Source organism: Bradyrhizobium lupini (assembly GCF_040939785.1).
Classification (GTDB): domain Bacteria; phylum Pseudomonadota; class Alphaproteobacteria; order Rhizobiales; family Xanthobacteraceae; genus Bradyrhizobium; species Bradyrhizobium canariense_D.
In genome coordinates, this window is sequence record NZ_CP162553.1 from 4,918,001 (window position 1) to 4,935,154 (window position 17,154).

Here is a 17,154-nt window from a genome sequence, read left to right on the forward strand (position 1 = left end):
GCCGGGACCGGAACCGCTAAAAGACTCGCCAAATCCGAGGTTTGGCGGCAAAAACAGGGTTAATCGAGGCTTAACGGTCTTGTAGCACTTTGGCCACCAGGCGGCCGCAGGCAGAACAGACGCGTCAGGAATGAATCCGCGCAATTGCTGTTGGCACTACACCTGCATCCGCTGCGACAAAGAGGCTCTACGAAGCGTTAGGCAAATCCGGCGAGTGAAAGGTCGGGGGTGGCGACAAGAGGTCCGCGCCGCCCTTTCCGTGTCGAGATCTGACGAAGCGAGAGCATCGAGCAACAGGTTCAAGTGATTTCACGCGGGCGCGGCGAACGTCTGTGTGAAACGCGTTTAGGAGCAATGGATGGCCACCAAGGCAAAGACGCTGCAGGCGAAGGACAAGGAAAAAGACGACAAGGCAGCGGACGCGCCGGAGAAGGACTCCCAGGACGCGCCCTCGCCGTTGCTCGATCTGTCCGACGCGGCCGTGAAGAAGATGATCAAGCAGGCCAAGAAGCGCGGCTTCGTGACCTTCGATCAGCTCAACGAAGTTTTGCCGTCCGACCAGACCTCTCCCGAGCAGATCGAGGACATCATGTCCATGCTCTCGGACATGGGCATCAACGTCACCGAAGCCGACGATAGCGAAGGCGAGGAGGACAAGGACGAGGGCGGCGAGGACGAGACCGACAACGAGCTCGTCGAAGTCACCCAGAAGGCCGTCACCGAGGTCAAGAAGAGCGAGCCGGGCGAGCGCACCGACGATCCCGTGCGCATGTATCTGCGCGAGATGGGCACCGTCGAGCTGCTGTCGCGCGAAGGCGAAATTGCGATTGCGAAGCGCATCGAGGCCGGCCGGGAGGCGATGATCGCAGGGCTGTGCGAAAGCCCGCTGACCTTCCAGGCCATCATCATCTGGCGCGACGAGCTCAACGAAGGAAAGATCTTCCTTCGTGACATCATCGATCTCGAAGCCACCTATGCTGGGCCCGACGCCAAGGCCGGCATGAACAATGCGATGATCGCCGGTCCGAACGGCGAGACCGGTGAAGCGTCGGCCGAAGGCGGCCAGGCTACCGGCGCCGCGCCGGCGCATGTCGCGCCGCCCGCCGCACCGCCGGCGCCGACCCCGTTCCGCGCCGCGCCTGCGCCCGGCAATGCCGGCGACGCCGCGAAGGATCCCGCGGAGTCCGCCGCCGAAGCCGACATGGACGAGGACGACGAGTTCGAGAACCAGATGTCGCTTGCGGCGATCGAGGCCGAGCTCAAGCCGAAGGTCGTCGAGATCTTCGACAAGATCGCCGACAGCTACAAGAAGCTGCGCAAGCTGCAAGAGCAGGACATCCAGAACCAGCTCGAGAGCACCTCGCACGGGCCCTCGCTCTCGCCGCACCAGGAGCGCAAATACCGCAAGCTCAAGGACGAGATCATCGTCGAGGTGAAGTCGCTGCGCCTGAACCAGGCGCGTATCGACAGTCTCGTCGAGCAGCTCTACGACATCAACAAGCGCCTCGTCTCGCATGAGGGCCGCCTGATGCGCCTTGCCGACAGCCATGGCGTCGCGCGCGAAGACTTCCTGCGCAACTACACCGGCTCGGAGCTCGATCCGCGCTGGCTCAACCGTGTCTCGAAGCTGTCGGCCAAGGGCTGGAAGAACTTCGTCCATCACGAGAAGGACCGCATCAAGGACCTCCGCCACGAGGTGCATCAGTTAGCTGCGCTGACCGGCTTGGAGATTATCGAGTTCCGCAAGATCGTGCACTCGGTGCAGAAGGGCGAGCGCGAAGCCCGCCAGGCCAAGAAGGAGATGGTGGAAGCCAACCTCCGTCTCGTGATCTCGATCGCCAAGAAATACACCAATCGCGGCCTGCAGTTCCTCGACCTGATCCAGGAAGGCAACATCGGCCTGATGAAGGCGGTCGACAAGTTCGAGTATCGCCGCGGCTACAAGTTCTCGACCTACGCCACGTGGTGGATCCGGCAGGCGATCACCCGCTCGATCGCCGACCAGGCGCGTACCATCCGCATCCCCGTGCACATGATCGAGACGATCAACAAGATCGTGCGCACCTCGCGCCAGATGCTCAACGAGATCGGCCGCGAGCCCACTCCTGAGGAATTGGCCGAGAAGCTCGGCATGCCGCTGGAGAAAGTCCGAAAAGTCCTCAAGATCGCCAAGGAGCCGCTGTCGCTGGAGACGCCCGTCGGCGACGAAGAGGATTCACATCTCGGCGATTTCATCGAGGACAAGAACGCGATCCTGCCGATCGACGCCGCGATCCAGTCCAACCTGCGCGAGACCACCACGCGCGTGCTGGCCTCGCTCACCCCGCGCGAAGAACGCGTGCTGCGCATGCGCTTCGGCATCGGCATGAACACCGACCACACGCTGGAAGAAGTCGGCCAGCAGTTCTCGGTGACGAGAGAGCGTATTCGTCAGATCGAAGCGAAGGCGCTGCGCAAGCTGAAGCACCCGTCAAGGTCGCGGAAGCTGCGGTCGTTCCTGGATAACTAGTTCAAACGCCGCCACTTGGCTGTTGAAACAAGAACGGCGGGCGAAAGCCCGCCGTTTTCGTTCATGCCTAGTTCGACAGCGTTCAGCCCAAAGAGGCTCATGCTTTTCCAATCGAATATACATCCGACGAGAGAGGCGCATCGATTCTGGAATTCCGGGTGGATGGCTCCAGCCTCGACGTCGCACAGATCGACATCTATGCTTCGATGATGCCGGCTCACCTCACCGTCTGGTACAACACCCGTTGCCCTGTCTGCGATGCCGGCATCGACTGGCAGCGCAACAAGCTGTTGGCGCTGGTGCGCGCGGGCACGATCCAATTCAGGGATATCAACGAGCAGCCCGATGCGCTGGCGCACTTTGGCGCCACGCTCGACGACGTCAGGCGCCGCCTGCATGCGACCGATGAGGCCGGCCAACTCATCGTCGGCGCGGATGTCGCGGTTGCGCTGTGGGGCCTGACGCCGGGGGAGGGGCGGCTTGCGGAGTTGTTCGGCAATCGCGTGGCGCTGCCGTTCACCCGGTTCTTCTATAACCGGTTTGCCGATCTGCTGTTTGCCTGGAACAGGCGGAGCGGGCGCTGGTGAGCGCCTGCCTGGGTCGACCTATTTCTTCTTCGCGCCGACCCGCTCGAGGTTCTTGATCTCAAGCGCCGGGCGGCCGGATTTTTCGGCGATCTCGCGGTCCTGCTCCATGATATAGGCGCGGGCCGGCTCGTCGCCGTCGAGGCCGCCGAGCAATTCGGCGGGCACGCGCCGGTTGGAGCGTTGTGAGCCGTCTTCATAGAAGACGTTGAAAAAGGCGAATTCGCCCTTGGGATTGGTTCCGGGTTTTTTGGCCATGGCCGGCTTTTCGTCGATCAGGGGGCCATAGTCAAATGACTTTGGCAGGTTTCCGGTGGCTGGGCGCGGACCCTGCAGCGGCAGAACCAGCTGCGCGATCGATCGACGAACCCATTTACGAGGCGCCTCGATGTCGGGCGGAAGAGTCCAACGCTTCGTAAAACCCGATGCGCTCCTTAGGAGATCCTTGCCTCACCCTTGCCTCAACAAACGGCGGGCCGCGAAGCCCGCCGTTTATTTTGGTCTTCAGCGTCGCCCGGGGCTGGCGGGGCGACAACCTAGAATAGAATGTTATAACCGGCGCCATGCCATGGCAAGGCAAATCGCTGGCGCTGCGATGCCGCAGCGAGCGCATGAGATATGCAGTGGTCGCGACATCGGACTTCATTCGTCGAGCCAGGATGCGATTGGTTCTGGTGAGGATTTGCCGCTTTGACGCGAATCTGGTTCCCGGGCATGATCGCGCGCCGCTCTCCCGCCCATTCCCTGTAGGATTCATCCGAATGTCGAAATACGCCTTGGCCATCGCCTTCATCGCCTGTCTGGCCGGCGGATCGGCGCAAGCCGCGCGCTGCGGCGGCGACTTCAACAGCTTTGTCGCCAGCATGGCCTCGGAAGCGCAGGCCGCCGGCGTCTCGGCGAGCGTGACCAGCGCGGCGCTCAGCGGCGTGCAGCAGGACGGCGCGGTGCTCGCCTTCGACCGGCGCCAGCGCTACACCTTCAACAAGAGCTTCGAGCAGTATGTCTCGACCCGCGTCGGCCCCGGCCGCATCAATGGCGGCAAGGCGCTGTTGCAGCGCCATGCCGCGCTGCTCTCACGCATCGAGCAGCAGTTCGGCGTGCCCCGCTATATCCTGGTTGCGATCTGGGGGCTGGAGAGCGATTTCGGCAAGGGCGACATCGGCAAGCTGCCGGTGGTCCGCACGCTGGCGACGCTCGCGCATGACTGCCGCCGCACCGAGCTATTCCAGGGCGAGCTGCTCGCGGCGCTGAAGATCGTGCAGCGCGGTGACCTGCCGCTGCGCGACCTGATCGGCGCCTATGCCGGCGAGATCGGCCAGACCCAGTTCCTGCCGTCCTCCTACATCAAGTACGGCGTCGATTTCGACGGCGACGGCCACGTCGATCTCCGCCACAGCGTCCCCGACGTGCTCGCCTCGACCGCGAACCTGCTCCACACCAGCGGCTTCAAGATGGGCCAGCCCTACAGCGAAGGCACCGCCAATTTCGAGGCCATGCGCGAATGGAACAGGGCGGTGATCTATCGCAAGACGATCGGGTATTTTGCCGATCGGCTGGCGGGGCAGTGAGGGGAGCCAAAGAGACGGAGCACTCGCGCACATACTTGGTGTCATCGCCCGCGAAGGCGGGCGATCCAGTATTCCAGAGACCGCGCGAGAATACGGAGAGGCTGCGGCGTACTGGATTCCCCGCCTTCGCGGGGAATGACAACGGAGAGGTCCGTGAACGCTCGCCAGGACGACGGTTTAATTCGACGGCGCCCCTCACTCCGTCCCCTTCGCCATCCTCTCCAGCTTGCGCTGCAACGGCGCCCAGTACGTTGCCGGGCGGAAGCGCTGCAGGAGATCCATGAAGCGGGCGTCGTTGCCGATCAGGATGCGCGGCTCGTTTCTCTCGATGCCCTTGATGATGCGCAGCGCGGCGTCCCGGGGCGTGGTCCTTGCCGCGTTCTCGAACCGCTCGATCGATTGCGACCGGCGTGCGTTGTCGGTGACGCCGACCCCGGTGCGCGAGTTGCGGGCGATGGCGGTGGCGACGCCGCCAGGATGCACGACCGACAGCCTGACAGGGCTGCCCGCCATGGCCAGCTCGTGCCGCACGCTCTCGGAAAAGCCGCGCACCGCGAATTTCGCCGCGGCATAGGCCGACTGTCCCGGCGGGGCGATGATGCCGAAGATCGAGGACAAATTGACGATGTGCGCCTCTGGCCTCGTCCTCAGATGCGGCAGGAAGGCGCGCGTGCCGTGCACCACGCCCCAGAAATTGATGTCGAACAGCCAGTCCATCTGCGCCTGGTCGATCTCCTCGAACGATCCCATCAGTGCAACGCCGGCATTGTTGACGACGATGCCAAGTGCGGGATGCGCGGTGGCCGCCTCACGCGCGAATTGCGCGATGTCGTCGGGCTCGCTGACATCGACGCGATGCAGGCTGAGCTTGCTTGCGGCGCCGATCTCGGCCGCGAGCGTCTTCAGCCCGGGCTCGTCGCGATCGGCGAGCGCGAGATCGCAGCCGCGCCGTGCAAGCTCGATCGCCAGTGCGCGGCCGATGCCGCTTGCCGCTCCGGTGATAGCGGCGGCGCCGCGGATTGCAGTCATGATGATCCACCCGTCGAGCCACTTGAGCGGAACTATGATTTACATTTTTTCATATTGGAACCGAACCGCATGGCGGTTCCCACCTTAACCTACGTTACTTGATGAAGACAGGCAGCATTGGGAGCCGCCGATGGGACAAGCAAAGCCGTTTCGAGCCACCGCACTGATCGTGGAAGACGACCTCATGCAGAGGGAGATGCTCAGTCTTCTTCTCGAAGAAAGCGGCTACGACGTCATTCAATGCGAGAGCGCCGAGGCGGCCGAGCTTGTGCTGGAGAAGAGCGCCGGCGCGCTCTGCCTGATGATGACCGACGTTCAGCTTGCCGGCCGCATGAACGGCGTCGAGCTCGCGCATGTCGCCAAGGACCGCAACCCGAAGCTCGACGTCGTCGTCACCTCCGGCCGGCCCTTGATGCAGGCCTTGCCGAACGGCGCGAAGTTCTGGGCCAAGCCATGGGCGCCGCTCGACGTGCTCCGCGAGGCCGAGATCGCGCAGCTGTCCTGAGGGTCGATCCGGCAGGCCGGCTTTCGTGGTCCGCGGCGCGGTGATAAGGTCGGTCCATGACCTTGTCCTTCCTGCTCACCTCGCTGATCGTCGTCGCCTCGCCCGGCACCGACGTGCTCTACACGCTGGCGGCCGCGCTGACCCGCGGCTCGCGCGCGAGCATCGCCGCTGCCTTCGGCTGCACCCTCGGAATCGTGCCGCACATGACGGCCGCGATGCTGGGGCTCGCCGCCGTGCTCCACACCAGCGCGCTCGCCTTCGCCGCGCTGAAATGGTGCGGTGTCGCCTATCTGCTCTACATGTCCTGGCAGGCGCTGCGCGAGACCGGGGCGCTGGCAGTCGACGGCGAGATCCGCGAGCGTTCGGTCGGTCGGGTGATCGTGACCGGCTTCCTGATCAACATCCTCAATCCAAAACTGTCGATCTTCTTCCTGGCTTTCCTGCCGCAGTTCATCGCCGCGGACGAAGCCCATGTGCTGGCGCGAATGCTGGAGTTGAGCGGCGCCTTCATGGCGATGACGTTTGCGGTGTTCGTGGTCTACGGCCTCTGTGCGGCATCGGTGCGCGAGCGCGTCATCTCCCGCCCGCGTGTCATGGCCTGGCTGCGCCGGAGTTTTGCCGCCGGCTTCGCCGCGCTCGGCGCCAAGCTGGCGTTCGCGGAGCGATAGCTTCTCCAGCCAATAAAAAAGCGGGCCTTGCGCCCGCCATCTTCCAACTCAGAACTCCCACCCGACGCCCGGGCGGAGCGTGCTCCACCCGGGCAAAGAATAAGAAGCCTCGCTACTTCTTCTTCGCTGCCTTCTTGGCCTTCTTCTTCGTCGCCTTCTTCGCCTTCTTCGCTTTCTTAGCCATAGGATCCTCTTCAGGGTTAATGGTGAAACGCGACACGAGGGATGCTCGGCGGAGGGCCAGCCTCGCAACATCCTCGATGACAAGCTCAGCAGATTCGCGCGCTTCTGCCCCGCGCTGTCACATCCGTGTCATCGCGTTATCCACAGCTCAGATGCATTTTCGGGTGATTTTGGCTCACGAATCCGCGTCGCCGGCATGCCTAACGATCCGACAATGCGCCAGCCGTTCATGAATCCAAAACCAAAGTCATGCTTTCGCGGATCGCAGTGAGACTCCGTTAAGCGCGGCGGCGGCATTGTCCCCCCAAGAAAACGGGGACGGGATCATGGACGGTCAGCTGGCAGGGACGGAGGGCGCGACGCTGCGCGCGCCGCGTGCGCCATGCTGAACGTGCCGACACTCTGGACCGTGTTCGTCGTCAACTTCCTGGCGCTCGGCCTGATCTGGGCCTACGTGATGCGCACCTATCCGAAATTCGCGGCCGCGCGGTTCTGGATGGCATCGTCCTTTATCGGCGCGACCGGCGCGATGACGGCCCTGCTGCGCCTGTTCGTCGCGTCTCCGTTGCCGCTCCTGCTTGGCGCCGCCGGCGTCATCGCGGCGAGCTGCCTTGCCGCCATGGGCATTCAACGCTTCTATCACCGGCCCGTCTCATGGCGCGTCATGATCGCAACAGCAGGCTTAAGCCTCGCCGGCGTCGTGTTCTTCGTGGTCGGCTTCGACAACATGCAGCTGCGCATGCTCTGCTACACGTTCGGTCAGGCCGTGCCGCTGGTGCTGGCGCTGCGTCTGTTGCTGTCGCCGCCGGAAGGCCGCGTCAGTCCGGGCGCCCGGCTGTCCGGCATCGTCATCCTCGCCATTATCGCGATCCTCGTCGTCCGCACGGTGGGCAATCTGCTCGGCGGCGATTTCTCGGCAAGCGCCGGCGGCCAGGCTCATGGCGTCATGGTGCTGGGTCTCCTGTTCCTGTCCATGACGCTCAATTTCGGCTTCCTGCTGATGGCGATGGACAGCTTGCGCAACGAGGTCGCCGACCTCGCGCTACTCGACGATCTCACCGGCGTCGCCAACCGGCGGCATCTGTTGCAGCGGCTGAGCGAAGAATGCGCCCGCTCGGAGCGCAGCAGCGAGCCGTTCTCGCTGCTGGTCATCGATCTCGACGGCTTCAAGACCATCAACGACACCCATGGCCATGCCGCGGGCGATGCCTGCCTCCAGCACTTCACCCTGATGGCGCAGACGCGCTTGAGGCCCGGCGACATGCTCGCCCGCACCGGCGGCGACGAATTCTGCGTCGTGCTGCCCTCGTCGACCTTGCGCGAGGCGGCTGCGATCGCCCGCCGCGTGCTCGAGGTCTGCCGCCAGGATGCCGTCACCTGCACCGGCGTCGACATTCCGATCGCGATCTCGATCGGGGTAGCGCAGTGGGACCGCGGCGTCGGCCATTTTCCGGACCGCCTGATCGCGCATGCCGACCACGCGCTCTATGCGGCCAAGAAGAACGGCAAGAACGACTTTGCCGTCCACGATCCGGCGCCGCCGCTCATGCCTGACCCGATCGGTCCAGGCGAGGCCTTGCGCAAATTCGCGTAAGGGCGTGCTAACGTCAGGTCCGCATTGGACCCACATGATGATCTCTCGCCTGCTCGCGGCCGTTCTCGCCGCTCTCACTCTGATCGCACCTGCCGCTGCGACCGACGCCGAGCTCGCAAAGCTCGCGCGCGCCTCCGGCACGCCCGACATTCCCGGCCTGAAGATGGTGTGGCTGGCGCCATGGGGTGACGTCGGCAACGCAAAACCGTGGCGCAACATCATCGTGCACCAGACCGAGGGACCGGCCGGCTCGGCGCGGGGCGGTGCCGAGGTGCAAGCGAAGAACCCCACGCGTCGCGGCGTCACATTGTGGGTCGAGACCGACGGCACCGTCTATTGGGCGGTCGCGGAAAACCTGGTGCCGACCCACGGCGATGGTGCCAACCGCAACGACAACAAGTACATCGACAACAAGCCGACCTATCGCCAGGTGGTGCGCGACAATTCGATCGGCGTCGAGTTCGCCGGCAACTATCCCGACGTCACGACGGGCCCGACCGCGGCGCAGGTCGCGGCGTGGAAGATCCTCGTCCAGATCCTGCGCGCGCGCTACGGCATCCCGCTCGACCGCGTCTATGCGCACAACTGGATCGACTACAAGGACGCCCGCTATTGCGAAGGCTGCTGGCTCGCGACGCTGGCGCGGACATGGGAGGAGTGAGCGAAGCGCCGACGATGCGCTCTTCCCTTCTCCCCTTGCGGGAGAAGGTGGCGCGAAGCGCCGGATGAGGGGTTGTCTCCGCGAATGACGATGTGAGAGACGTGCTCGCGGAGACAACCCCTCACCCGTCTCGCCGCTATCGCGGCGAGCCACCCTCTCCCGCAAGGGGAGAGGGGAAGATCAATCACACCGGCTCCGACATCCACCCGAACAGCCGCCGGATCAAGCCCGGTCGCCGCGGCAGTTCCGGCGGGCCGTCCGCGGCCAGCACGCGCTTGAAGAAGTAGTCCAGGAACACCATGTCGTTCGGCTCGGTGACGGTGAATGTCTCCTCGCCGAAATAGACGCTGTAATTGAAGAAGAACGGGCCCATGAGCGGGATCGTCGCGGTCGAGGCATAGTCCTTCGAGATCACGAACTCCGACGGCTCGAGCCCGTGCTCGCGCATCGCCTGCTCGACCAGCGGCAGCTTGCGCATGAACTGGGCGGAGAAGCCGCCCACGGTGGATTGCAGGATGATCGACACGGCGCGTGTCCGTTCTCTTGATGCTGTCGGCCCGATCCCTTTGGTCGGTCAACCGGCAGCGCGGGTTCAAGATGCCTGGTCCGCGTCCCCGCGAACATGCTGCGCCTCACACGCAAACAAAAAGCCGGCGTCGCCGCCGGCTTTCTGTCTCTTGTCGATCCGCCAATCTCTGGCGCCAAAACCTCGCGCTTAGAGCGCGGCTTCCAGCGCGGCCTGTTCGGCCTTTGCGATCGTGCCCTTGACCGCAGACTGCACCTTCTCGAAGGCGCGGACCTCGATCTGGCGGACGCGCTCGCGCGACACGCCGAACTCGGCGGCAAGGTCTTCCAGGGTCATCGGCTCGTCGGCGAGGCGGCGGGCCTCGAAGATGCGGCGTTCGCGCGGGTTGAGCACGCCCATGGCGCCGTTCAGGGCGTCACGACGGTGATCATACTCCTCGTGCTCGGCCAGCATGGCTTCCTGGTTGGGCGAATTGTCGACCAGCCAGTCCTGCCATTCGCCGGCTTCGCCGTCGTCGCGGATCGGAGCGTTGAGCGACGCGTCGCCACCGAGGCGGCGGTTCATGTCCACCACGTCCTGAGCCGTGACGCCGAGACGCTTTGCGATTATGGCCACCTGGTCGGGGCGAAGATCGCCTTCGTCCAGAGCGGAAATCTTGCTCTTCGCCTTGCGCAGGTTGAAGAACAGCTTCTTCTGGTTCGCGGTGGTGCCCATCTTCACGAGCGACCACGAACGCAGGATGTACTCTTGAATCGACGCCTTGATCCACCACATCGCGTAGGTTGCGAGACGGAAGCCCTTCTCGGGCTCGAACCGCTTCACCGCCTGCATCAGGCCGACATTGCCTTCCGAGACGACCTCGGAGATCGGCAGGCCGTAGCCGCGATAGCCCATGGCGATCTTGGCCACGAGACGGAGATGGCTGGTGACGAGTTGGTGCGCGGCGTCGCGATCATCGTGCTCGCGCCAACGCTTGGCGAGCATGTATTCCTGCTGGGGTTCCAGCATCGGAAACTTGCGGATTTCGCCGAGGTAACGGGAAAGGCCGGATTCGCCATTAAGGACCGGCAGGGTAGCTGTACGGGCCATAGTGCGCCCTCCAAACAGGTTCAGGCCCCCGATAGCGGCGGGCCAGGCAGACGACCGCTTGGTTAAAGCCGATCGGTGCTGCGATGTTCCGCGTTGGTCTTCAACGCAAGCGCAATATACTCCATCGGAAGGCAAAAAGGGAAGGATTGCTGACGTCACGTCCCCGTGTGGCAGCTATAACTTTTTGTAATGTAAAGCATTTCTGAAGCGGCCTGCGTCATAGCGCCGCCTTGAGGGCCCCCTGAAGGAGAAGCAAATCCTCCGGCAGAGGCGTCTCCCAGTGAAGTAATTCTCCAGTCCTCGGGTGCTCCAATACCAGCAGGTAGGCGTGCAGCGCCTGCCGCCCTAGCGCGGCGAGGGCGGCCTGCGACTCGGGGCCCAGCTGGTTCGCCTTGGTCTTGAAATGCGGGCCGTAGACGGCGTCGCCCATCAGGGGGTGGCCGATATGGGCGAGGTGGACGCGGATCTGATGGGTGCGTCCGGTCTCGAGTTCGCAGGCGAGCAGCGTCGCGATCGGCTTGCCGTCGCGTCCGGCAAAACTCTCCAGAAGCTCCCAATGCGTCACGGCCTCGCGGCCGCCCTGGCGCACCGCCATTTTCTCGCGCGCATGCGGGTGACGGTCGATCGGCGCGTCCACGGTGCCGCGATGGCGGCCCGGCAGCCCCCAGGCGAAGGCCATGTAGCCGCGCCGCATCGGCCCGGTACGGCCGTGATCGGCGAATTGCGCGGTGAGCGAGGCATGCGCGAGGTCGTTCTTAGCGACCACCATCAACCCGGTGGTGTCCTTGTCCAGCCGGTGCACGATGCCGGGCCGGCGCACCCCGCCGATGCCGGAGAGCGAGCCGCCGCAATGGGCGATCAGCGCATTGACCAGCGTACCGGTCTCGTGGCCCGCCGCGGGATGCACCACCAGCCCCTTCGGCTTGTTGAGGACGACGATGTCGTCGTCCTCGAACACGATGTCGAGGGCGATATCCTCGCCTTTCGGCTCCGGCGCGGCCGCTTCCGGCACGTCGATTGTGATCGTATCGCCGGAGGCGACGTGATAAGCGGGGTCCCGGATCGCGGCGTCCCTGAGGCTCACCGCGCCCCCAGAATCAGGGCTTTCAGCCTCGATCGCGATAGCTCGGCAAGGTGCAGCGCCAGCACGCGGTCGAGCCGGGTCGAGCCCTCGGAGCCTTCGACGACAACCTCCAACCTTTGCGCAGAGCCAGAATTTTCCATGACGACGTCTGATACCGTTGTTCCCGAACCGAGCCCCGAGCAGGCCGCGCTGTTCGCGCGGGTGCGGCGGATGATGCTGATCGCGGGGTTGACCACGGCGCTGGCAATCTGCGCCGTGCTGATCGCGGTGGGCTACCGCCTTTTCAAGTCCGAGGGAAGGGCGCCCGAGCCGGCAGGCGACGTCACCGCGACTCTCCCGAAGGGCGCCAAAATCGTCTCGAGCGGCGTCGCCGGCGACCGGCTCGTGATCACGCTCGACATCGGCGGCGTCACCGAGATCCGCACCTTCGATGCCCACACGTTGAAGCCGGCTGGAAAGCTGAAATTCGCCAATGAGCCGTGAGTACGGCCTCGGAACTCGCCGCCATCGTCGTCTTGGCGAAGGCCAGGACCCATAACCACCGAATCCGGTTGCACGAACGAGATCGTCGTTCAGATATGCCTTAACCATCCGCATACGGGGTAATGGGTCCTGGCATTCGCCAGGACGACAGCGGAGAGCGAGCATCCGAAACCCCTCGATCCCCGCTTGCCGCCGGCAAAATTCGAGGCTATGTCCTCTCGCTCAACGCTCCCTTCGTCTAGCGGTTAGGACGCGGCCCTCTCAAGGCTGAAACAGGGGTTCGATTCCCCTAGGGAGCGCCAAGTTTCGGTTGATTTCCTTCGATTTTTTTCAGGCAATCGTCCCACTCCCGATAGAGTGGGATCGCGTATGTTCTCCGTTCATCCCCTGCCGGATTTTGCCGAGTGGAAATCGAGCGAGTACTTTTCGAGCTACGCAACCTCATCGATACGATGCCAAACTTTCACAATTCGGCATCCAACACCCCGGAAGGGCGAATGTGGCTCGGTCGTGCCGCGGCTATGGTCGAAGCCGGCGGATCGTCGCTCGATGCAGCGGGGTTCGTACTCGCGATGGACGCCGTCATCGGGGAATCGAACTCCTATAGGCATGGGCAAGCGGTCTCTAAAGCGGCTAGCATTCTCTTTCGAACGTTTGCGCGTGTAGAGTCACAATCGACTCCCAACTTGCAAGGCGCCTATATTCCCGCCGGCAACTCGTTTGATGCACTCGCCGCTATCGCTCGAGTTTTCAGCTTAGCGACACTGAGCTATTCATTGTCGATCCCTATTCTGATGAGAAGCTGTTGCGTGATTTTGCACCGCTCGCGGCGGAAAATGTTCTGCTTAAGATTCTGGTCGATCCGTTTTATGTGAAATCGTCCCTTAAGCCCGCCGTCGAGCGCTGGCAAAGCCAGTTTCAAAATCGGCCACTGGAGGCGCGTTTAACTTCGCCTCGCCAACTGCATGATCGCCTGATCATTGTTGACGACAAAGAAGTTTGGATAGTCACTCAGTCGTTCGCTCATTTGGCGGAACGGGCGCCGGCCTCCGTAACGCGATTCGAGTCAGAGGCGGCCGATTCTAAAATTGGACAGCTACCGTACCATGTGGGCTGCCGCACAGCCGATATAAACCAACCAGGGCGCGCCATTCGCGTGCGACACTGCAAAACCAAACCGTTTCGTGCGCACGAGCAAGCTTCTAGCGACCTGGCGCAGGCGCTCTCCTAAGCGATCGTGCCGTCGATCGAGCGGCGGATCACCCGCTGCACTTCGGCATTCGACAGAAAAAGATCGTGGTTGATGATGCCCCAGCCTTCCGCTGACGCATCGACCACGCGTACGCCGAGGCGCGCGATGACGGCTTTTTCGGCGGCGCCGACCCTGGTCATTCCACCTGCGATCTGTCCCGACAACGCCAGTGCGCGATCGTTCGTCGCGGCGATCACGGTGATTTTGCCCGCAAGCGGACCGATGCGCTGGATCGCTGACGAGAACACGTCCATGTCGATATCGGGCGCGGCAAACACCACGGCGCCGATCTTGCTCGTCACTGTGTCGCCGTATCGCGCATAGAGCTGACGCAGGCTTTCGAGCGACAGCATGGTTCCCATGCTGTGCGCAACGATGTTCACGCGGCCGGTGCCTGGCGCCGACACGAGTGTGGAGAGCACGCGCTCGAACTCGTCGCGGGACCACATCGCACTGTCGCGGTCATAGGCATAGTCGAACAGTCCTGCCTTGGAGGGCCAGGAGAACACCATGGTCCGGCCGCGGAACTTGATCCCATCGGAGAGATGGGCGCCATCCAGCACCGCCGTCTCGAACGTCTGCTTGAAGCCGTGCACATAGATCAGCACGTCTCCTCCGCCGGCCTGCGCAACCAGATCGCCAACGTCTGCCGATACCGGTTCGAGCCGATCAAGGCGCCAATCGCCAAATCCGACCGAGGCGAGAGAAAGTCGGCTCTCGTCCGGCGCTACCAGCTTCGCCCGCGCGACCGTCATGTTGGTTGCGCGCTCCGGCCCGAACCAGGGTTTCGTGCGACCACCGTTGACGGGCTTGCGCGTAGTAGCGACGAGCAATGTGGGGTCAAGGGATAGCGATGACGCGTCGAAACGCGCCCCGGTCGCACCCAAGCCGGCGCATCCGCCAAGCGCGAGGGCGGTCCCCGCCGACATAAATCCGCCGAGGAGAGCGCGGCGCGAAATAGAATGACAGGGGTCGCGTTGCAGAAGAGGTCGAGCGATCACACGAAACCTTTGGGAACTTTGTCCACCGTAGCGCCCCATCTAACTTCCTGAATGACAATGGGGGCAAGAAGACGGCGAAGCAGCTTCGCGGGTCCCTTGTATGGTCGTGACGTCCGTCGTCTCCGAGGGTCGGGCGAAACAGGCGCAAACGCAAGTCAATCCCTCTCCGCAAAAATATTCCAGCTTACCGAAATTCGGAAATATCGTATGTGTCGGCCATCCCAGCCCACAAAAGGGGCGGTCGTACGTCGTCACGAACGCGGGTTGGGAGTGGCGGTGGACGCGGGCGGCGTTAAAGGCGGGCTTGTGCGTGCAGGGCGAGATGAACCTCGTGAGCATGGCACGAACCGCATCGACGGACGGCGCTCAAACCTCGCGAAGCCTCTGGCGAAGCAGGGCCATGTCCTGCGAAGCTTGGGCGAAGCAGGGTCAGCCTGCGTACGGCGAAACCGTGTGGTCCTGGCCGTCGTTGCTACGGTCAAGCCTTTGCGAAGGCGTCAGCGCGTCAACCGGCGCGGTGCCGTGCATTTCGCGGGGGTGACGGAGACAAAAAGGAACTCGTCTCCGGGGAGAGCGCGGCATAGGCCGTCAAACCATCGCGCAGGGAAGGCCTGGTCTCGGCTGCCCTGTGTCTCCCCTATGCATTGCGTGTGCAATCAGTTCGCATGGGGGTTTTTATGGGTGCCAGCCTGCGCCCGGTCTTCCCTGCGCCCTTTCTTTTCGAGGGGGTGAAGCGAGAAGCATAGCTCGGGCAAAACATGCCGCGAGGCTGTGAGCGCGTGTCCGCAACCCGCATGCAAACTGACCTCCCTTTCGAGCCTCCCTTTCGAGCCTTCCTTGCGAGCATGATGCGTCAGCATCGGTGGAGGTGGTCGTCCCTCCCGGAATCTGCCTTGATGCGAATTCAGCGCGGAGGAATTTTGACATGAGCGGCTTGGTGATCTCTGGCGGCCGGGTGGTGGATCCCGCCAGCGGAATGGACGCGGTTGGGGATGTGGCGGTGGTGGACGGCAAGGCCGCCGCGGTTGGCGCTTCGCTCGGCAGCGCCGAGCGGACGATCGACGCGACGGGGCTAGTGGTCGCCCCCGGCTTCATCGACCTGCACGCGCATGGCCAGTCGCTCCCCGCCGATCGCATGCAGGCGTTCGACGGCGTCACGACGACGCTCGATCTCGAAGCGGGCGTGCTGCCGGTCGGGTCCTGGTATGAGCGCCAGGCGCGGAAGGGGCGCGTGTTGAACTACGGCGCGGCCACCAATTGGGCTTTCGCGCGTATTGGCGCGATGACGGGCTCCAATGCGGAGAGCTCGCTGGAGGCGTTCGGCAACGCCATGCGCGATCGCCGCTGGATGGACAACGTGGCGAGCGATGCGGAGGTTGCCGGCATCCTCGAGCGCCTTTCGCGCGGACTGAACGAGGGCGGCATCGGCATCGGGATCTTGAACGCCTATGCGCCGGGCGCCGGCGTGCAGGAGCTGACCGCGGTCTGCCAGCTCGCGGCCGCGCAGGACGTGCCGACCTTCACCCATGTCGCCTACATGTCGCGCATCGATCCCGAGAGCGCGGCGGAAGCCTATATCCGCCTGATCGGCTATGCCGGAGCCACCGGCGCGCACATGCACATCTGCCATTTCAACTCGTCGAGCAAGACCGACGTCGAGCGCTGCCGCGTGCTGATCGCGAAAGCGCAGGCGCAGGGCCTGCCCATCACGGTCGAGGCCTATCCCTACGGCACCGGCTCGACCGTGCTGGCGGCCGCCTTCTTCAGCGACCCCGAATTCGTCGAGCGCAACGGCACCGGTTACGATTCCGTGCAGCGGGTCACCGACGGCCATCGCTTCAGCGATCGCGAGGAGCTCCTGAAGGCGCAGGCGGAAGAGCCGTCCTCGCTGGTGCTGTGGCACATCCTCGACACCGAGAACAATGCGCATCACCGCGACCTCCTCGACATGTCGGTGCTCTATCCCGGCGGCGCGATCGCCTCCGACGCGATGCCGTGGACGACGTCGGACGGCAAGACCTACACCGGCGATGCCTGGCCGCTGCCGGATGACGCCACCTCGCATCCGCGCTCGGCGGGCTGCTTCACGAAATTCATCTGCGAATGGGTGCGCGAGCGCAAGACCGTGTCGCTGCTCGAAGGCGTGCGCAAATGCGCGCTGATCCCGGCGGAGATCCTGTCGCAGAGCACGCCCGCGATGCGCGCAAAAGGTCGGCTCGCGAAGGATGCCGATGCCGACATCGTCGTGTTCGACTACGAGAAGCTCTCGGACCGCGCGACGTTCACGGCGATGAACCGTCCCTCCGAAGGCGTGCGGCATCTGATCGTCAGCGGCCAGCCGTTAATCACAGATGGTGTGCTGGACGTCGCGGTGCGGCCCGGCCGTCCCGTGCGCCGTCCCGTCGTCGGGAGCTGAGA

The 17,154-nt window shown here is 63.9% G+C and carries 15 protein-coding genes, 1 tRNA gene and 1 pseudogene; 11 read left to right on the top strand and 6 right to left on the bottom strand.

The window, feature by feature from the left end; all coding sequences use genetic code 11:
- The first annotated feature begins 358 nt into the window (after positions 1-358).
- Positions 359-2,509, top strand: a complete 2,151-nt coding sequence (gene rpoD, locus AB3L03_RS23350; RefSeq protein WP_368507096.1) for an RNA polymerase sigma factor RpoD — start codon at positions 359-361, stop codon at positions 2,507-2,509.
- Between the two features lie 209 nt (positions 2,510-2,718).
- Complete coding sequence (locus AB3L03_RS23355; RefSeq protein WP_368509068.1) at positions 2,719-3,096, top strand: DUF393 domain-containing protein; 378 nt, start codon at positions 2,719-2,721, stop codon at positions 3,094-3,096.
- A gap of 18 nt (positions 3,097-3,114) precedes the next feature.
- On the opposite strand, the gene AB3L03_RS23360 is transcribed toward AB3L03_RS23355, so the two are convergent.
- Entirely contained in the window at positions 3,115-3,351 is a 237-nt protein-coding gene (locus tag AB3L03_RS23360; protein ID WP_007614643.1) for a hypothetical protein, read from the bottom strand.
- Between the two features lie 503 nt (positions 3,352-3,854).
- Between AB3L03_RS23360 and AB3L03_RS23365 the strand changes: the two genes are divergently transcribed.
- Positions 3,855-4,661 (top strand): lytic murein transglycosylase, encoded by an 807-nt coding sequence (locus AB3L03_RS23365; RefSeq protein WP_018453618.1) that lies wholly within the window; start codon positions 3,855-3,857, stop codon positions 4,659-4,661.
- A gap of 195 nt (positions 4,662-4,856) precedes the next feature.
- Here the strand turns inward: AB3L03_RS23365 and AB3L03_RS23370 are convergent, their stop codons facing one another.
- Positions 4,857-5,690: an SDR family oxidoreductase gene (locus AB3L03_RS23370; RefSeq protein WP_204512321.1), complete on the bottom strand. Its 834-nt coding sequence runs from the start codon at positions 5,688-5,690 to the stop codon at positions 4,857-4,859.
- A gap of 130 nt (positions 5,691-5,820) precedes the next feature.
- Here AB3L03_RS23370 and AB3L03_RS23375 point away from each other — a divergent pair, with 130 nt between their 5' ends.
- The 4 genes from AB3L03_RS23375 to AB3L03_RS23390 all read left to right on the top strand — a co-directional run bounded on the left by AB3L03_RS23375 (position 5,821) and on the right by AB3L03_RS23390 (position 9,301).
- A complete protein-coding gene (locus AB3L03_RS23375) occupies positions 5,821-6,195 on the top strand; it encodes a response regulator (protein WP_018453620.1) in 375 nt (124 codons plus the stop codon).
- 56 nt (positions 6,196-6,251) lie between these two features.
- Complete coding sequence (locus AB3L03_RS23380; RefSeq protein ID WP_368507097.1) at positions 6,252-6,863, top strand: LysE family translocator; 612 nt, start codon at positions 6,252-6,254, stop codon at positions 6,861-6,863.
- A 565-nt stretch (positions 6,864-7,428) separates the two neighbouring features.
- Positions 7,429-8,640 (top strand): GGDEF domain-containing protein, encoded by a 1,212-nt coding sequence (locus AB3L03_RS23385; protein ID WP_204512319.1) that lies wholly within the window; start codon positions 7,429-7,431, stop codon positions 8,638-8,640.
- A 34-nt stretch (positions 8,641-8,674) separates the two neighbouring features.
- Positions 8,675-9,301 (top strand): peptidoglycan recognition family protein, encoded by a 627-nt coding sequence (locus AB3L03_RS23390; protein ID WP_085349601.1) that lies wholly within the window; start codon positions 8,675-8,677, stop codon positions 9,299-9,301.
- Positions 9,302-9,485: 184 nt separating this feature from the next.
- Here the strand turns inward: AB3L03_RS23390 and AB3L03_RS23395 are convergent, their stop codons facing one another.
- From AB3L03_RS23395 to AB3L03_RS23405, 3 genes and pseudogenes are all read right to left on the bottom strand, one after another.
- The gene (locus AB3L03_RS23395; RefSeq protein WP_018453625.1) at positions 9,486-9,827 is read right to left on the bottom strand and encodes a hypothetical protein; all 342 of its coding nucleotides are present in this window, start codon (positions 9,825-9,827) and stop codon (positions 9,486-9,488) included.
- A 189-nt stretch (positions 9,828-10,016) separates the two neighbouring features.
- A complete protein-coding gene (gene rpoH / locus AB3L03_RS23400; protein ID WP_007596598.1) occupies positions 10,017-10,916 on the bottom strand; it encodes an RNA polymerase sigma factor RpoH in 900 nt (299 codons plus the stop codon).
- Between the two features lie 217 nt (positions 10,917-11,133).
- Positions 11,134-12,140 (bottom strand): annotated as a pseudogene (locus tag AB3L03_RS23405) (RluA family pseudouridine synthase).
- Here AB3L03_RS23405 and AB3L03_RS23410 point away from each other — a divergent pair.
- The 3 genes from AB3L03_RS23410 to AB3L03_RS23420 all read left to right on the top strand — a co-directional run bounded on the left by AB3L03_RS23410 (position 12,139) and on the right by AB3L03_RS23420 (position 13,714).
- Positions 12,139-12,483, top strand: a complete 345-nt coding sequence (locus AB3L03_RS23410; protein ID WP_018453628.1) for a hypothetical protein — start codon at positions 12,139-12,141, stop codon at positions 12,481-12,483. The pseudogene AB3L03_RS23405 and the gene AB3L03_RS23410 sit on opposite strands and share 2 nt — an antisense overlap.
- A 227-nt stretch (positions 12,484-12,710) precedes the next feature.
- Positions 12,711-12,785 (top strand) — tRNA-Glu (locus tag AB3L03_RS23415).
- Positions 12,786-13,288: 503 nt separating this feature from the next.
- Positions 13,289-13,714, top strand: coding sequence for a hypothetical protein (locus AB3L03_RS23420; protein ID WP_204512317.1), 426 nt, complete (start codon positions 13,289-13,291; stop codon positions 13,712-13,714).
- Here AB3L03_RS23420 and AB3L03_RS23425 read toward each other — a convergent pair.
- Entirely contained in the window at positions 13,711-14,736 is a 1,026-nt protein-coding gene (locus AB3L03_RS23425) for an alpha/beta hydrolase (protein WP_204512316.1), read from the bottom strand. The genes AB3L03_RS23420 and AB3L03_RS23425 overlap by 4 nt on opposite strands.
- A gap of 925 nt (positions 14,737-15,661) precedes the next feature.
- Here AB3L03_RS23425 and AB3L03_RS23430 point away from each other — a divergent pair.
- Entirely contained in the window at positions 15,662-17,152 is a 1,491-nt protein-coding gene (locus AB3L03_RS23430; RefSeq protein ID WP_368507098.1) for an amidohydrolase family protein, read from the top strand.
- Positions 17,153-17,154 lie beyond the last annotated feature (2 nt).

What these genes read in the sequence shown, in the direction of transcription:
- AB3L03_RS23360 (WP_007614643.1), bottom strand. Translation starts at nt 3,351, where the DNA reads ATGGCCAAAAAACCCGGAACCAATCCCAAGGGCGAATTCGCCTTTTTC.
- AB3L03_RS23410 (WP_018453628.1), top strand. Translation starts at nt 12,139, where the DNA reads ATGACGACGTCTGATACCGTTGTTCCCGAACCGAGCCCCGAGCAGGCC.
- AB3L03_RS23390 (WP_085349601.1), top strand. Translation starts at nt 8,675, where the DNA reads ATGATGATCTCTCGCCTGCTCGCGGCCGTTCTCGCCGCTCTCACTCTG.
- AB3L03_RS23375 (WP_018453620.1), top strand. Translation starts at nt 5,821, where the DNA reads ATGGGACAAGCAAAGCCGTTTCGAGCCACCGCACTGATCGTGGAAGAC.
- AB3L03_RS23380 (WP_368507097.1), top strand. Translation starts at nt 6,252, where the DNA reads ATGACCTTGTCCTTCCTGCTCACCTCGCTGATCGTCGTCGCCTCGCCC.
- AB3L03_RS23430 (WP_368507098.1), top strand. Translation starts at nt 15,662, where the DNA reads ATGAGCGGCTTGGTGATCTCTGGCGGCCGGGTGGTGGATCCCGCCAGC.
- rpoD (WP_368507096.1), top strand. Translation starts at nt 359, where the DNA reads ATGGCCACCAAGGCAAAGACGCTGCAGGCGAAGGACAAGGAAAAAGAC.
- AB3L03_RS23355 (WP_368509068.1), top strand. Translation starts at nt 2,719, where the DNA reads ATGCCGGCTCACCTCACCGTCTGGTACAACACCCGTTGCCCTGTCTGC.
- AB3L03_RS23385 (WP_204512319.1), top strand. Translation starts at nt 7,429, where the DNA reads ATGCTGAACGTGCCGACACTCTGGACCGTGTTCGTCGTCAACTTCCTG.
- rpoH (WP_007596598.1), bottom strand. Translation starts at nt 10,916, where the DNA reads ATGGCCCGTACAGCTACCCTGCCGGTCCTTAATGGCGAATCCGGCCTT.
- AB3L03_RS23365 (WP_018453618.1), top strand. Translation starts at nt 3,855, where the DNA reads ATGTCGAAATACGCCTTGGCCATCGCCTTCATCGCCTGTCTGGCCGGC.
- AB3L03_RS23370 (WP_204512321.1), bottom strand. Translation starts at nt 5,690, where the DNA reads ATGACTGCAATCCGCGGCGCCGCCGCTATCACCGGAGCGGCAAGCGGC.